This window comes from Methanothrix sp., assembly GCF_016706325.1.
GTDB lineage: Archaea > Halobacteriota > Methanosarcinia > Methanotrichales > Methanotrichaceae > Methanothrix.
In genome coordinates this window covers 288,209-302,524 of the sequence record NZ_JADJJX010000001.1, presented here as the reverse complement: position 1 = coordinate 302,524, position 14,316 = coordinate 288,209, and the positions used below count along the sequence as shown (strand labels likewise).

Annotated in this window: 15 protein-coding genes and 2 pseudogenes; 11 read left to right on the top strand and 6 right to left on the bottom strand. The window is 54.6% G+C overall.

The features are described 5' to 3' along the window. Window positions 1-35: 35 nt before the first annotated feature. From IPI63_RS01570 to IPI63_RS01560, 3 genes and pseudogenes are all read right to left on the bottom strand, one after another. Window positions 36-530, bottom strand: a pseudogene (locus IPI63_RS01570) (transposase); the annotation flags it as partial. Continuing rightward, entirely contained in the window at window positions 518-667 is a 150-nt protein-coding gene (locus tag IPI63_RS01565) for a hypothetical protein (protein WP_214065996.1), read from the bottom strand. The pseudogene IPI63_RS01570 and the gene IPI63_RS01565, both read right to left, overlap by 13 nt. A gap of 146 nt (window positions 668-813) precedes the next feature. Further along, a pseudogene (locus IPI63_RS01560) lies at window positions 814-1,289 on the bottom strand (rhomboid family intramembrane serine protease). Window positions 1,290-1,752: 463 nt separating this feature from the next. Between IPI63_RS01560 and htpX the strand changes: the two are divergent. Further along, window positions 1,753-2,589: a zinc metalloprotease HtpX gene (gene htpX, locus IPI63_RS01555; RefSeq protein ID WP_292476258.1), complete on the top strand. Its 837-nt coding sequence runs from the start codon at window positions 1,753-1,755 to the stop codon at window positions 2,587-2,589. Between the two features lie 45 nt (window positions 2,590-2,634). Here the strand turns inward: htpX and IPI63_RS01550 are convergent, their stop codons facing one another. After that, window positions 2,635-3,129, bottom strand: coding sequence for a Fur family transcriptional regulator (locus IPI63_RS01550; RefSeq protein ID WP_214065323.1), 495 nt, complete (start codon window positions 3,127-3,129; stop codon window positions 2,635-2,637). Window positions 3,130-3,263: 134 nt separating this feature from the next. Between IPI63_RS01550 and IPI63_RS01545 the strand changes: the two genes are divergently transcribed. The 5 genes from IPI63_RS01545 (at window position 3,264) to IPI63_RS01525 (ending at window position 7,677) form a co-directional block, all read left to right on the top strand. Continuing rightward, window positions 3,264-3,968 (top strand): peroxiredoxin, encoded by a 705-nt coding sequence (locus IPI63_RS01545; protein WP_214065322.1) that lies wholly within the window; start codon window positions 3,264-3,266, stop codon window positions 3,966-3,968. A gap of 114 nt (window positions 3,969-4,082) precedes the next feature. After that, complete coding sequence (locus IPI63_RS01540) at window positions 4,083-4,697, top strand: superoxide dismutase (RefSeq protein ID WP_292476254.1); 615 nt, start codon at window positions 4,083-4,085, stop codon at window positions 4,695-4,697. Window positions 4,698-4,934: 237 nt separating this feature from the next. After that, on the top strand, window positions 4,935-5,249 hold the full coding sequence (locus IPI63_RS01535; RefSeq protein ID WP_214065319.1) for a hypothetical protein: 315 nt from the start codon (window positions 4,935-4,937) through the stop codon (window positions 5,247-5,249). An 86-nt stretch (window positions 5,250-5,335) separates the two neighbouring features. Next, a complete protein-coding gene (locus IPI63_RS01530; RefSeq protein WP_292476252.1) occupies window positions 5,336-6,385 on the top strand; it encodes a radical SAM protein in 1,050 nt (349 codons plus the stop codon). A 68-nt stretch (window positions 6,386-6,453) separates the two neighbouring features. Further along, on the top strand, window positions 6,454-7,677 hold the full coding sequence (locus IPI63_RS01525) for a S9 family peptidase (RefSeq protein WP_292476251.1): 1,224 nt from the start codon (window positions 6,454-6,456) through the stop codon (window positions 7,675-7,677). Window positions 7,678-7,707: 30 nt separating this feature from the next. Here IPI63_RS01525 and IPI63_RS01520 read toward each other — a convergent pair whose 3' ends face one another. Further along, window positions 7,708-8,589: a DMT family transporter gene (locus IPI63_RS01520; protein WP_292476250.1), complete on the bottom strand. Its 882-nt coding sequence runs from the start codon at window positions 8,587-8,589 to the stop codon at window positions 7,708-7,710. 295 nt (window positions 8,590-8,884) lie between these two features. Here IPI63_RS01520 and IPI63_RS01515 point away from each other — a divergent pair, with 295 nt between their 5' ends. Beyond that, the gene (locus IPI63_RS01515; RefSeq protein WP_292476248.1) at window positions 8,885-9,499 is read left to right on the top strand and encodes a DUF3786 domain-containing protein; all 615 of its coding nucleotides are present in this window, start codon (window positions 8,885-8,887) and stop codon (window positions 9,497-9,499) included. Window positions 9,500-9,509: 10 nt separating this feature from the next. Then, window positions 9,510-10,550, top strand: a complete 1,041-nt coding sequence (gene dinB, locus IPI63_RS01510) for a DNA polymerase IV (RefSeq protein WP_292476247.1) — start codon at window positions 9,510-9,512, stop codon at window positions 10,548-10,550. A 135-nt stretch (window positions 10,551-10,685) separates the two neighbouring features. Here dinB and IPI63_RS01505 read toward each other — a convergent pair whose 3' ends face one another. Beyond that, window positions 10,686-11,243: a flavodoxin family protein gene (locus IPI63_RS01505; protein WP_292476246.1), complete on the bottom strand. Its 558-nt coding sequence runs from the start codon at window positions 11,241-11,243 to the stop codon at window positions 10,686-10,688. 230 nt (window positions 11,244-11,473) lie between these two features. On the opposite strand from IPI63_RS01505, the gene IPI63_RS01500 reads away from it, so the two are divergent. From IPI63_RS01500 to IPI63_RS01490, 3 genes are read left to right on the top strand one after another with little or no spacing between them, the layout of a single operon-like run. Then, the gene (locus IPI63_RS01500) at window positions 11,474-12,997 is read left to right on the top strand and encodes a cobyric acid synthase (RefSeq protein WP_292476244.1); all 1,524 of its coding nucleotides are present in this window, start codon (window positions 11,474-11,476) and stop codon (window positions 12,995-12,997) included. A gap of 14 nt (window positions 12,998-13,011) precedes the next feature. Continuing rightward, complete coding sequence (locus tag IPI63_RS01495; RefSeq protein ID WP_214064379.1) at window positions 13,012-13,692, top strand: diphthine--ammonia ligase; 681 nt, start codon at window positions 13,012-13,014, stop codon at window positions 13,690-13,692. Beyond that, window positions 13,689-14,261, top strand: a complete 573-nt coding sequence (locus tag IPI63_RS01490; protein WP_214064378.1) for a type 1 glutamine amidotransferase — start codon at window positions 13,689-13,691, stop codon at window positions 14,259-14,261. The genes IPI63_RS01495 and IPI63_RS01490 overlap by 4 nt, the downstream gene beginning before the upstream one ends. The last annotated feature ends 55 nt before the right edge of the window (window positions 14,262-14,316 follow it).

Sequence of the window (14,316 nt, the reverse complement as noted above, 5' to 3'; positions counted from 1 at the left end):
TAAGATAAAATAGATTTTAGGAGAGGGGTATATCATTACTCTACGTCCATCGTTAAATACTCTTTACCTGTGACCCATTCTTCATTTATATTTATCATGATGCATCCTGCTAATCTCATCAGGGATTGATCACTCGGGAATGCTCCCACAGGGCTGCTTCTGCGCTTCAATTCCTTATTGATGCGCTCAATGATGTTTGTGGTTCGTATCCTCTTCCAATGCGCCTTCGGATACGCCTTATAATTCCATAGATCGAATCTGAACCTGTCGATTGTCTCTGCAGCAGGATCGTACCCTCGATCTCTCAGCTCCTTCGCCAATTCCTGCATCTTCATCTCGCCATCCGATGCCTCTTTCAACTTATCGGCGATCTCCTGTTTGTCCTTGTTGGGAATGCTCTCCAGGACCGCCCTTGAATGGTGGACATGGCAGTACTGCCAGGAGGCTCCCACAAACGAAGCTTCCACGGCTTTTTGAATCCCCTTGTGTGCATCCGATATCACCAGCTCGACGCCTTCTAATCCCCTATCGCCCTGGCCTTCTGTTCGGCCAGATCGATCCCCTTGTTGTAGCAGCTGATCTCGCCCTCCCCTGCCCGGGCCGTATGGCAAAGCAGAAAGCAGAGCAGAACCACAGGCACCAGGAGAGGCAAAAAATGCCCTTTCATCGAATTCACCCCATTGCATACCTCACTGCAGATCGCACCTCTGCTTATCTGAAGAAAAAGATTGCGGAGGAAAGCTGATTGTGGAGGAAAGCTCTCTGAAGGGAATGGGGAGGGGCAAGAGAAGATCATAGAGGTGGCATGGATGGTCAATATCCAGGATACAGCCGTCTTCTCATGAACGCCTTGTAGAGAGAGGCAAGAAAAAGTCCGGCCACAAACCCTCCAACGTGTGCCCAGTAGGCCACCCCGCCAGTATCCGCCACCACTCCTAAGGATGCCACTCCGCTGAAGATCTGGATGATAAACCAGACGGAGATGAAGAGCAGTGCAGGAACCTTGGTGATGCGATAGAAGAATCCGAAGAACAGCAGAAGGCGCACAGTGCCGCTGGGCAGGAGCACCAGATAACCTGCCAGGACTCCTGCTATCGCCCCGCTGGCCCCACATTGGGGATCATCGATGTGGGATCGGCGGCGATCTGGGCCGCTGCTGCCGCAAGGCCGCAGACCAGATAGAATGCCAGATAAGCCGCCCGTCCCATCATGTCCTCGACGTTGTCCCCAAAGACGGCAAGGAAGATCATGTTAGAGAGGATATGCAGCAGGCCCGCGTGAATGAACATGGAAGTGAAGAACGTCAGGTAGTAGGGCAGAAGAGAGCTCTTGCCACTGATGACATAAGCTGGCACCAGGCCAAAGCTGCTGAAGAATGATGCCACCCCCACCTGTCCCTCTGTGATCAGGATGAATATCTCGTAGAGAAAAAACAGGACGTTTACAGCTACTATTGCTGCTGTCACTATGGGATAGCTCTTACGAGGTATAATCTCCTCTGTGCCCACCGGCGCGAACATCTCTTGCCTCAGCTCCTTGCTTCCTCTCTTTACGATCTGCCCTTCAGATATAGATTTGCTATGGCTTTGGAGGATATCCTCTCTCCTGTTCTCTGGGGCCGGCGCTCTGAAGTTTTATATTCAAAACCAGGCTGCCAGATTGCTCTTCATTGATGCCTCAAATACAGAACGATCAAAAGATCCATTGAAGCAAGAGCAAAAGATAGATAACCCCTGAGATCAATCGCTGCATATGGCCAATATGATCAGAACGACCCTATTGCTGGCCGGTCTGACAGGAATCTTGCTCTTGATCGGCGGCTTTCTCGGTGGAAGAGGTGGCATGCTCATAGCCCTTATCTTCTCCGTTTTAATGAACTTTGGATCTTACTGGTACAGCGACAAGCTGGTCTTGAAGATGTATAAGGCCCGCGAGCTGAGCGGAGCGGAAGCCCCGGAGCTCTTCGGCATGGTTCAGAATCTGGCCGCCAAGGCCGGCCTTCCCATGCCCAGGCTTTATGTAGTCGATAATCCCATGCCCAATGCCTTTGCCACGGGCAGGGATCCAAAGCACGCAGCCGTTGCCGTGACCACCGGGATCACCAGGATCCTCGATAAAGAGGAGCTGGCAGGGGTGATCTCCCATGAGCTGGCTCATGTCAAGAACCGTGATACACTGATCAGCACCATAGCAGCAACTATTGCCGGGGTTATCACATTTATGGCCAATATGGCCCAATGGTCGCTGATCTTCGGCGGAGGGGACGATGATGGTGCCAATCCCCTGGGAATCCTGGCCATGGCCATCCTAGCCCCCATTGCCGCCACCATTGTTCAATTGGCGATATCCAGGGGCAGAGAGTTCGAGGCCGATGCTACGGGGGCGAGGATATTCGGCAATCCCTTCCCCCTGGCCAGCGCCCTGGCCAAGCTGGAGGCAGGCAACCGGGCAGTGCAGTCAGATGTGAACCCATCCACAGCCCATATGTTCATCGTCAATCCCCTCAAGGGGAAGGCAGTAGCCTCTCTCTTCTCCACCCATCCCAGCACTGAGGAGAGGATCGCCCGGCTCAGAGCCATGCAGATCTGAGCCGGTTTGCAGATCGGATATCAATGATTTAAATTTTTTTAGCTTTTAGCTTTTGATCGTTGACGCCAACTCCGCCGGTTGGGCCGAGCTTTTCAGGGCCTCCTTGGCCCTTCGATGGCAGCTCTCGCAGACCCCCTCCAGATCAAAGCTCGATCCAATCACAGTGAAGTTCGCCTTGCGGGATATATTTCTTACCAGTTTTTGCATTATTGGGTCCATCCAGTCGGTGATGCTGCCGCACTGCAGGCATATCAGGTGTACATGGGGCTCTGTATTGGGATCATATCTGGTCTGGGATTGAGGCAGATTCAGCTCGCAAATCAGGCCGGTCTCTTTTAAGATCTTGATTGTAGTGTATATGGTGGCCAGGCTGACAGTGGGATGGGTCCTCTTGATTTCCTGATATATCCTCTGCGCTGTAGGATGCTCATGATTGCGCAATATGTATCTGCTTATGGCGATTCTCTGGGGGGTGGCCCTATAGCCGCTGTTGCGAAATGTCTTTATGATGGTCTGATCCAGGCTCTCAGCGCTGTTCATAGTAATTATTAGCTAATAATCACTCTTAAATAAAGCTATCCCCATTGGAATCCGTGATGGAGGCGGAGATCGCAGCTACTTGCAGGAGATAACCCAAGAGAATCAATATATATGTTAAAGGAGAAGTATTAAGTATGTCCGTAACTGATAAATCCACCCCTTCCAGGGGATTTGCGCATAGCGATATAGCCGAAACAATCAGCTTTCCATTGATCGGAGATAAATTCCCCTCCCTGGAGGTCAAGACCACCCATGGAACGATGAATATGCCGGATGCATATGCCGGAAAGTGGTTTGTCCTTTTCAGCCATCCTGGGGACTTCACCCCGGTCTGCACCACGGAGTTCGTGGCCTTTCAGAAGATGAGAGGCGACTTCGATAAGCTGAACTGCGAGCTGATCGGCCTATCGGTGGATCAGGTCTTCTCCCACATGAAGTGGACCCAGTGGATCAAAGAGAACCTGAAGGTGGAGATCACCTTCCCCATAATCGCCGACGACTTGGGAAAGGTTGCCATGGCTTTGGGAATGATCCATCCCGGCAAAGGGCCAAATACAGTGAGAGCGGTTTTCATCGTCGATCCCGAGGCCGCAATTCGCCTGATCCTCTTCTATCCTCAGGAGATAGGGAGGAATATGGATGAGATCATCAGGTCTTTGAAGGCGCTGCAGGTTGCAGACAAGAACAAGGTGGCACTTCCTGCCAACTGGCCCAACAACGACTTCCTCGGCGACCAGGTCATAGTGCCCCCGCCAGGAGATGAGAAGACTGCAGCCACCAGAAAGACCAGCGGAGATATGGTCTGCGAGGACTGGTGGTTCTGCCACAAGAAGCTTTGAGCGGCTATTTCAAGGCATGCATCAAGCCAATACATCAAACCAATACATCAAGCCAATACATCAAACCAATACTTCAAAGCCATATTTCAAGGCGATATGTCAAGGTGATATAAGATGGCTGATAAGAAAAAATATGTCCTCCCCGATCTGCCCTATGCTGGCAATGCCCTGGAGCCTCATATCTCCGAGGGCCAACTGGTGCTGCATCATGATAAGCATCATGCTGCTTATGTGAACGGCGCCAATGCCATTCTGGAGAGGCTGGAGAAGGCACGGGAGTCAGGATCGGACATCGATATAAAGGCCACACTGAAAGAGCTCTCCTTCCAGGCGGGAGGCCACGTTCTGCACAGCCTCTTCTGGCAGAACCTCGCTCCTGCCTCCAAAGCGAAGAAAGAGCCGGAAGGAGTTTTAGCAGAGGTTCTGAAAAAGGAGTTCGGGTCATTCGAGCGCTTCAAGAAGGAGTTCACCTCTGCTGCTGTGAGCACAGAGGGCTCTGGATGGGCGGCACTCTCCTGGTGTGGCATGACCGGCAGGCCGATCATTATGCAGATCGAGAAGCATAATGTGAATGTCTATCCCATGTTTCGCATCCTCATGCTCCTGGATGTCTGGGAGCATGCCTACTACCTGGACTACAAGAACGAGAGGGCCAAGTTCGTGGAGGCCTTCTGGAACATTGTGAACTGGGATGAGGTAAACCGGAGGCTGGAGGCAGCAATCAAATAGCCACCTCTCTTCACCTCTCTCTTTTTTCCCCTGAGACGCTGGCGATGAGCTGATGATGATCATCTGATATACCCGCCATTCTCAGCCTTTGAACGCCCGACCTCCATTAGGATCTTCGCCGGTACATAGGTATCGGCAGATGACCTGGCCATTGACTGCATCCTCAACTGAAGCCCCTCCCGGGAAGGCCCTCCCGGCGGATCGATTGCCTCTTTTTTCTGCTCCCGGATGCCGGCGATGGCATGCATACAGGAGGTGGGGAGCTGGTGCTGGGGTTTTAACAAAGCCCTTAAGAGCGAGTACTGCGTCAACACTCTCGTGGAGATGGCTGAAGAGAGGAGAAAAATGCAGCCCTTGGCAAATGTGAGGGCCTATGACATCAATATCCAGGAGGTCACCAGAACCCCTGCCCCCAGCAGCAGCGATAAGCGAGAGCTCCTCGCCGCCCAGATCCATCAGCGCCTGGATCGCCTGCCAGCAACGGCATATCTGGGGGAATTGTGCCTCCTTTGGATATGCTATCACGAAGCCAGCACGCCAATAGCATCATGATAGCATAAGAGAGGGCATCGGCTGTGAGACAGAAGACAGGATAGAAAGAAATGGCATCAATGATGGCATCAGCGAGGGCATAAGAGATGACAACAATTGAGGTTGACGGCAGAAGCATCCAGGTTCCTTCTGATCTCTCAGTCAAAGAAGCCCTGGAGGTGCTCGGGTTTAGCATTGCAATGCATCCCTCTGACAAGGGCCTGTTCATGCCCTGCCAGGTGGGAGGCTGCTGGGCCTGCGCCCTGGAGATAGACGGCGCAAACAGGCCTGCCTGCACGACGCAGGTGCAGGAGGGAATGAGGATAAGGACAGCCTCACCCAAAGGGACGCCTCGCAGGATGGTGGCAGGCTTCATGGGCCATATGGCTGGGGGGGTGGGCACACCCTGGTGGCTGAAAAGCGGTCTGGGCTTTCTGGAGGCGGTCTGCTTCACCTCCGGCTGCAACCTCTGCTGCCCTCAGTGCCAGAACTGGCAGTATGCCTACATAGACTACGGAGAGCTCCTCACCCCGGAGGAGGCGGCAGAGAGGATGACTGAGACCAAAAGGGAGTGTGGAGTGGAGAGGATAGCCATCTCCGGCGGGGAGTGCACCCTCAACCGGCCCTGGCTGATCTCTTTCATAAAGCTTCTAAAGGAGAAAAACCCAATCGCCCGCATCCATGTGGACACCAACGGCTCGATTCTGACCGAGGATTACATCGATGAGCTGGTGGATGCGGGCATGACCGACATAGGCATCGATCTGAAGGCCCTTAGGCTCTCCACCTTCATGGAGATGACCGGCCTTATGGATGCGGGTCTGGCGGCCAAATATCTGCAGACCGCCTGGGAGGCAGCAAAGTACCTGCACGACCGCCATCCTCAGGTCTTCTTGGGCATCGGCATTCCATTCAATGAAGATCTGATCAGCATAGCAGAGATCCAGGAGATGGCGGAGAGGATCGTGGAGATAGATCCCTGGATCCAGGTCTCCCTCCTGGACTACCGGCCGGAGTTCAGAAGAATGGATCTGCTCCGGCCCAGCCACTGGGAGATGCTGCAGATCCATTATATCCTCAGGGACTGCGGCCTGCAGTCTGTCGTCTGCCAGACGGAGCGGGGAAAGATCGGGCCAGGAGGAAGGCTATTGGGATGAGCTTAGGGCGAATATATAAACAGGGTGGAACCCCAAGATTTAAGGCTCATTAAGAGAGATACAGGAGTATGCTCTCCTGCAATAGCAGCCGCCTTGAGTTCGAAGAGAGGATAAAGGTGATATCTGCCTCTCTATCATTGATCTTCATCCTTGTCGTTCTGCACTCATTTCCCGTTGCCCAGGCCCAGGACTACCAGGCCCGCGAGCTGGTGATTGAGCTTGAAGATGGTCTGGCAACAGATGCCCAGCTCACCCTGCCGAAATCCGGCCCGGGCCCCTTCCCCGGTGTTCTTCTTCTCCAGGGCAGCGGGACGATAGATATGAATGAGTACCTGCCCCCGGAGGTTACGGGATCGGATGAGCCCTCCCGGCCATTTCTGCAGATCGCCGATTATCTCTCTTCCAGGGGCTTTGCAGTCCTGCGGTTCAACAAGAGAGGGGTGGGGCTGAACGGCACCATCCTCAACGCCAGCATTGTGGCCAACTCCACCTACCACAGCTATAAGAGCGATGCAGAAAAGGCCCTTCAGCTCCTCAGAGCCCAGCCGGAGGTGGACCAGAGCGACATAACCCTTCTCGGTCATAGCGAGGGGGCCATCATCGCTCCCAGGATCGCCCGGCAGGATGAAGGGATAGGAAAGCTGGTCCTGCTCTCCGCCCCGGCGGGAAACCTGAGGGATATCCTTCAGTTCCAGCTATTTACCCGCCCGCTGCTCTATGCTGAAGAGGTGATGGACGGCGACCACGACGGCTTTCTCTCTATAGCAGAAGTGGAGGCGACGATGAATAAGCCGGGGGAGAGCCTGGCCCCGCTCCAAGCGGCAGGGCTGGTCAAGTGGAACAATTCGACAGAAGAATACCAGTGGCATTCGGCCATATCTGCTGACCCGAGGAGCAATATCAGCATCAAGGCCAACATCGAGCCGCTGATCAGAAAGCAGGTCCAGCAGCTCCTCTCCCCTGAGGTGGTCCAGGCCAGCCCCTGGCTGTCATCCTACTTCGCCCTGAATAACAGCACGGATATCATAGAGGATGTATCGGCCAGCATCCTCATCCTCCAGGGAGAAAACGACACTCAGATCCCTGTCCGGGAGGCCAGGCTGCTGGATGAGAGGCTGAAAGAGGCCGATCACCCGGATCATACCCTGATCATCTATCCGGGGCTGGGGCACAGCTTTTATCCCTCAAAGGGCTGGATTCAGCCCCTGGGGCCGATGGAGGAGATCGTGCTGCAGGATATGTACGCATGGCTGAGCAGCCCAAAGAGAAATATGAGGGAGGAGGCTGGCTGAGCTGAAACTGCCACCTGCTTTTTTTCCGGCTCATGCTGGCGCTCTTTTCACCAGCCTGTTTAACTGATACAAAGCGATCATTATCAGTGTTATTCCCAGGAGCTGCAGCCAGGAGAGGGTCTCATTCAAGAGGAGATAGCCGAAGATCACCGTCACCACTGGGATGAGGTTGAGGAAGGCGGAGACGACCGTCAACCCCAGCCTTCTGGCGGAATAGATGTAAAATACATAGGCGAGGCCGGAGCAGAAGACTCCCAGAAAGAGAAGATTGGCGAAAACCGTCAGCGTTATCTCTGAGGGCGCAGGCCATCTTCTCATCTCCGGGATGACCAGAGGAATGTACAGGGCTATGCTGGCGGCTGATTGAAGGGCGGTTAAGCTCAGGCTGGGGTAATGCGCAGAGATCCTTCGATTCAGGATGGAGTAGATCACCCAACTGATGATCGCTCCCATCACCAGCAGATTGCCTAAAAGCCTTGCTGATGATAGATCCAGCCTTCCGTCGACTGTGACCACCAGGGCCACCCCAATGGTGGACAGAAGCAAGCAGAGAATCATGCCCCTGGTGACCTTCAGCTTATAGAGCAGAGCCTCTGCAAATAGGGTGAATATGGGAAGAGAGGCTACAATCATAGAGGCGTTGGATGCTGTGGTGTACTGGAGCCCGGTGTTCTCAAGCACAAAGTACATCACTATTCCAAAGAGGCTGGCCAGGACGATATACCCTGCATCCTTCTTCTCCACATTGAGCTGGGTTCGGGTGAGAGAGAGAAGGATGATCAGGGTAATTGTGGCGATGATCTGCCTGAACAGAGCTATCGATATAGGTGGAATCTGTGAGAGGACCACCTTGGTGCTTATGAAAGAGAAGCCCCAGAACAGCACAGCCAGGATTATAAATAATACTGCCAATTGGTATCCTCTGTCTTCGGCCATGGAATCTCTCATTATCTCTCAATATTTCTCCATATCTCCCGGCGTCTCCTGGTAGGGTGACGATCATGCTCTCAAAGGATATTATGCAGCGATATTCTTTTATCCTTTTTTTTAAATAATCTTTCCTCCTGGCCGGTGGTTCTTCGATGCTTTATGATCGGCCAAAGCTGATCGGCCAAAGCTGATCGGCCGAAGCTGATCGGCTGAAACCGAAAGGCTGATCAATCCGCCTGGACTTCACTTCACATAAAGGTGCAGGATGGAGGAGTGGATGGATGGAGGAGTGGATGGATGGAGGAGTGGATGGATGGGATATGAGATATCACTGGATTTGTCCTGGAGGGAGCTGGAAGGAATGGACTTCCCGCCCTACTGCAGCCTATCGCTGATTCGAGATCGATATGAGATAAGGCTTGCCGAAAGGGAGGTTCTGCTCCTTCCTTCCCGCCTTCCCGCCAGCGAGGTTGCATCTGTTCTCATCCTGCGCTATCTGATCGGCAGATCGAAGAGGGGATACAATCCTCTGGGCGATTGGATCTCCATCAAAGAGACCACTGGGGGAAGGCTATTTTGCTCCAACTTCACCCGCCAGGCCATCAGGCCGCTTGTAGAGCGATTTGGCCGGGACCCGGACGGTCTGGCCAGGATACTCCAGGAGGGTTTTGCCGGCAGTAGAGTGGAGGGGGCGGATGTGGCAGTGGAGGTGGGGACATTTCCCGGGATCCTTGTTCGGATTCTATTTTGGAGGGGCGATGAGGACCTTCCAGCCGATGCCACGATGCTCTTTGATCGCGCCTTGAGTGAGATCTTCATCATGGAGGATCTGACTGTCCTGCTCACCCTGCTGACAGAGGCTATCTTGAAGGCAGCAGAGGAGGGCATCTAGAGGAGGCAGGATGCGGACGATAATGCATGTCGATCTGGATGCCTTCTATCCCTCTGTGGAGGTGCGGGAGCGTCCAGAGCTGAAGGGAAAGCCGGTGATCGTGGGCGCTGACCCCAAAGAGGGACGGGGGCGGGGCGTTGTCAGCAGTGCATCCTATGAGGCGAGGAGCTTTGGCATCCGTTCGGCTATGCCCATATCCCGTGCCTGGAGGCTCTGCCCGCAGGGTGTCTATCTCCGTCCGGACCACGAGCTCTATCAGCGGGCGTCCAATAGTGTGATGAGAATTCTGAGAAGCCATGCTGATAGGTTTGAGCAGGGGGGGATAGATGAGGCCTACCTTGACCTCTCCACCCGGGTGCAGGATCTCCATCAGGCCGCCGGTCTGGCCAGGAGAATAATGGAGGAGGTCCTGGAAAGAGAGGCTCTGAGCTGCTCGATTGGAGTTGCCCCCAATAAGATGCTGGCCAAGATCGGCTCCGACTTCAAGAAGCCCTATGGATTGACGATCATCAGTGAGAAGGAGGTGAGTGAGTTCCTCTCTCCTCTTGAGGTCAGGAAGATTCCCGGTGTGGGTCCCAGGACGGAGGAGATATTGCATGATCTGGGGATCAGGAGCATCGGCCAGCTGGCGGGGACAGATCCCGACCACCTGGCCAGGCATCTGGGGAGTCTGGGACGAAGGCTGCATCAGCGCGCTCAGGGCATCGACCCGAGCGAGGTTGTGGTGGACGGTGAGACGAAATCCATTGGCCGCGAGGTTACATTTGAGAGGGACATAATAGATGCCGCCCCCATCCTGGAGACGATGGACGGCCTGGCAGAGGAGATCTGCTCTGAGCTGCTCCAGTGCGGCTTTCGCTTCAGGACCATCACCGTTAAGATCAGATTCGAGCACTTCGATACATTCACGCGATCGAGATCTCTTGCCTTCGCCACCAAGGATCTTGCTATCCTCAGAAACAATGGCAGGCGCCTGGTTGATCTGTTCTTAAGAAGACAGAAGAGGGTGAGGCTGATTGGCCTAAGAGTCTCCGCCCTGAACAGGCTCTAAAGGGCTTTGAAGGGCGAGCCAAACCCCACCCCTCTGAGCGATGTCATCAATATCAGCGATATCATCGATATCATCAATATCAGCGATATCATCGATATCATCGATATCAGCGATATAAATGCCGGAATCTCTATTCTATTCCCTGCCCAGGGCCGCTCCTGCAGAGCTTGCCATATCCAGCATATCTTTTCTCGCCAGGGCGGCATCCGGCGCGATGCCATCGACCATGCGAATGATATCCTTCAGCTCAAACCCGAGCATCTTCAGGGCGAAGGCGAAATCGTCTGCGGCCTTGGCATAGCTGGCAACATCTGCATCCCCCTGGCTGGTAACGATAATGGCCCTCTTTCCCGGGCGGAGGCGGGGGACGAATGCTGCATCGATCAGAGAGTACATCCTGTCTTCCATCAGCTTGAACTGCCCGCTGAACAGGAAAAAGTATATCGGCGATCCGAAGACCACCGCATCCGCCTCTTTCATCTCCGCGAATAGCTCTGTGAGGTCGTCATCCAGGCGGCAGTGATCATGAGACTTGCAGTACTCGCATGCCTGGCAGCCGGAGTAGTTCATCTCATTGAGGATGTACTTGGAGGTCTCAAGCCCCGCCTCCTGCGCTCCTTCCAGGACCTTTGAGACCAGGGTGTCCACATTGCCGTTCCTTCTTGGGCTTCCCACAATTCCCAGCGCCTTCATGATTGTTCACACCCAAGGTCACTGGATTCCATTTTTATTTAATGATTTCGAGCGGGGTTTCTACAGAGTAGTTCTTGCAGGGATGCTTTTTATAGTGTAGCTTCTATAGTATAATTTCGATAGTGTGGCTTCTATAGTGTGGCTTCTATAGTGTGCTCTTTTCATCGCCCAGAGATTAAAAAAACTAGCCTTCCAAAAGACAAATATGCTTGAACATCCCCGCTCTGCTCATGGCCCGCTTCATTGTGGTGCTGGGCACCACCTCCCACTCCGGCAAGAGCACCCTTGTCGCTGCTCTCTGCCGCCTTTTATCCGACCGGGGATGCCGCGTCGCTCCCTTCAAGTCCCAGAATATGAGCCTCAACTCCTGGGTGACCAAGAACGGCTCAGAGATCGGCATCGCCCAGGCAGTGCAGGCCCGGGCCGCCCGGACTGAGCCCACAGAGTTCATGAACCCCATCCTCCTCAAGCCCAAGGGGGACAGAACGTCCCAGGTCATAGTACTGGGAAAGCCCCTGGCGGACAAATCAGCAGAGGAGTACTACCGCGATATCGAGGGGCTGAAAGAGGTGGTGGATAGCGCTGTAAGAGAGCTGGAGAAGGAGTACGACTACATAATCGTGGAGGGTGCGGGAGGGGCAGCAGAGATAAACCTCTTCGAGCGGGATTTGGCCAATATCTATGTAGCTCGCCTCTTGCAGTCCCCCATAATCCTGGTGGGGGATATCGAGCGGGGAGGGGTCTTCGCCAGCCTTTATGGCACCCTCCAGCTCCTCCCCCCGGACATCCGCTCTTTAGTTCGCGGCATGGTGATCAACAAATTCAGAGGAGATCCCGCCGTCCTCGGCCCGGGTTTGAGCTCGCTATATGAGCTCACCGGCGTTCCCGTCCTGGGAGTCCTCCCCTATCTCGATCTGGATATACCCTCAGAGGACTCCGTCTCCCTGGGAGACAAGAAGGCCCGCCTCTCCTCCGAGGCGGTGGAGATAGCAGTGATCAGGCTTCCCCGGATCAGCAACTTCACCGATTTTGAACCCCTGGAGAGGAGGGCCTATATCAGATATGTAGATCTGGACGAGCCCCTGGGCCATCCCGATGCTGTGATCATACCGGGGACCAAGAACACTGTATCCGACCTTATGGAGATGAAAAGGAAGGGGATGGCAGATCAGATCAAATCCCTCACAGGAACTCCGATCCTTGGCATCTGCGGAGGCTATCAGATGATGGGAAGGGAGATCATCGACTGCGAGGTGGAGGATACTGAGGGCCGCCTCTGCGGGCTGGGTCTGCTCAATGCCACCACCCGCTTTGACCGATATGAGAAGAGGACAGCGCAGGTCAATAAGCCAGTCACAGGCAATGGCCCCATCCTGGAGAGGCTCAGAGGCCAGGAGGTAACAGGCTATGTGATTCACACGGGCCAGACAGACTCCCTGGATCCAGCGGCCTTTGGAGATGATGGGGCAGTGGCAGAGAACGGCCTGGTGATGGGCACCTATCTGCATGGCATATTCGATAACCAGAATTTCGGGGATGCATTCTTAGATTTCCTCTATGAGAGAAAGAATCCGGCAGGGAGGGGGCCAGCGCCCGGAGCCCGGAGGGCAGAAGAGCGACCCCTCAGGGCTGAGGGGAGGAGAGGAAGCGGCTACAGTGAGCTGGCTGAGGCGGTGCGGTCCCATCTGGATATGGAAAAGATCTGGGGGATGCTCAACTTAGAGATGCCAGAAGGAGAGGAGGGGGCCAAATAGCAGCACAGGATTCCATGAGGCTGGGCGTATTGTTCTCCGGGGGGAAGGACTCAGTCTACGCCTGCTGGAGGGCACAGGAGAAAGATAAAGTGGCCTGCCTGATAACCCTCCTCTCCCAAAATCCGGACAGCTATATGTTTCACACCCCTAACATCCGCTTTGCCTCCTCGCAGGCCGAGGCCATGAACATCCCCCAGTTATGCTGGCCCACCCGGGGGATAGAGGAGGAGGAGCTGAAGGACCTGAAGGCTGCCCTGGCCGAGGCTAAAGATCGATATGGCATCGAGGGGATTGTCAGCGGGGCGATAGAGTCGGTCTACCAGGCTGCCAGGGTGCAGAGGATCTGCCAGGCCCTCGACCTGTGGTCTTTCAATCCCCTCTGGCAGACCGATCAGATCGATTATCTGCGGACTTTATTGAGAGATGGCTTTCGGGTGATCATCTCTGGGGTCTATGCCTATCCCTTTGATGCCAGTTGGCTGGGGGAGGAGCTGACGGAAGAGATGGTCATGAGGCTGGCCCGGATGCAGGAGAGGTATCAGATCAATCCCTCTGGAGAGGGGGGAGAGATCGAGACCTTTGTCCTGGACGGGCCTCTATTCAGAGAGCGAATTGAGGTCCTGCGAGCCTCCAGAGTCTATGCCCATTACCGGGGGCAGTACATAATAGAGGCGGTGAGGCTGGTGGAGAGATGAATGGCAGAGCCGAAATCTTGCTGGTGGATAACTGCCGCCAGGCAGGCTCCCTCTCCCGATATGAGTTCGTGCATCCGGTCCAAAGAGCTCTGGAGAGGGCCGGCGCATCCTGCCGGACCTGCCACTACACCCTCCTGGATAGACCGACCCTGGAGGGCTGCGATAAGGTCCTCCTTTGCGGCACAGCCCTGAAGGATAAGGAATGCCTGAACCATCTGGATAGATATAGCTGGCTGAGAGAGTGGACAGGGCCGGTGTTGGGGATCTGTACAGGCATGCAGATCATTGCTGCTGCCTTTGGAGGCGGGCTCCTCCCGCGATCGGAGCCTGCCATCGGCCTGGATGAGATCCAGGTGATCTGTCCCTCCCCCCTTCTGGGCCCCTGCGGCAAGATCGAGGTCTATCATCTCCACGACATTGATGTCTCCCTGCCGGACGAATTTCTGTGCCTGGCCGGGACTGATCGGGCTCCTGAGGCCTTCTCTCACACCTATCGGCCCATCTGGGGGCTGATGTTTCATCCCGAGGTGCGCAACCGCTGGATACTGGAACGATATGCAGAGCTTTAAACTTCGACCTCAACCGGAAAGCATATTCCTTCGAAACCGATTTATGTAATGAAAT

What these genes read in the sequence shown, in the direction of transcription:
- IPI63_RS01495 (WP_214064379.1), top strand. Translation starts at nt 13,012, where the DNA reads ATGAGGCTGGGCGTATTGTTCTCCGGGGGGAAGGACTCAGTCTACGCC.
- IPI63_RS01550 (WP_214065323.1), bottom strand. Translation starts at nt 3,129, where the DNA reads ATGAACAGCGCTGAGAGCCTGGATCAGACCATCATAAAGACATTTCGC.
- IPI63_RS01535 (WP_214065319.1), top strand. Translation starts at nt 4,935, where the DNA reads ATGGCATGCATACAGGAGGTGGGGAGCTGGTGCTGGGGTTTTAACAAA.
- IPI63_RS01540 (WP_292476254.1), top strand. Translation starts at nt 4,083, where the DNA reads ATGGCTGATAAGAAAAAATATGTCCTCCCCGATCTGCCCTATGCTGGC.
- IPI63_RS01505 (WP_292476246.1), bottom strand. Translation starts at nt 11,243, where the DNA reads ATGAAGGCGCTGGGAATTGTGGGAAGCCCAAGAAGGAACGGCAATGTG.
- IPI63_RS01565 (WP_214065996.1), bottom strand. Translation starts at nt 667, where the DNA reads ATGAAAGGGCATTTTTTGCCTCTCCTGGTGCCTGTGGTTCTGCTCTGC.
- IPI63_RS01530 (WP_292476252.1), top strand. Translation starts at nt 5,336, where the DNA reads ATGACAACAATTGAGGTTGACGGCAGAAGCATCCAGGTTCCTTCTGAT.
- IPI63_RS01490 (WP_214064378.1), top strand. Translation starts at nt 13,689, where the DNA reads ATGAATGGCAGAGCCGAAATCTTGCTGGTGGATAACTGCCGCCAGGCA.
- IPI63_RS01500 (WP_292476244.1), top strand. Translation starts at nt 11,474, where the DNA reads ATGGCCCGCTTCATTGTGGTGCTGGGCACCACCTCCCACTCCGGCAAG.
- htpX (WP_292476258.1), top strand. Translation starts at nt 1,753, where the DNA reads ATGGCCAATATGATCAGAACGACCCTATTGCTGGCCGGTCTGACAGGA.
- IPI63_RS01525 (WP_292476251.1), top strand. Translation starts at nt 6,454, where the DNA reads ATGCTCTCCTGCAATAGCAGCCGCCTTGAGTTCGAAGAGAGGATAAAG.
- IPI63_RS01515 (WP_292476248.1), top strand. Translation starts at nt 8,885, where the DNA reads ATGGATGGAGGAGTGGATGGATGGAGGAGTGGATGGATGGGATATGAG.
- dinB (WP_292476247.1), top strand. Translation starts at nt 9,510, where the DNA reads ATGCGGACGATAATGCATGTCGATCTGGATGCCTTCTATCCCTCTGTG.
- IPI63_RS01545 (WP_214065322.1), top strand. Translation starts at nt 3,264, where the DNA reads ATGTCCGTAACTGATAAATCCACCCCTTCCAGGGGATTTGCGCATAGC.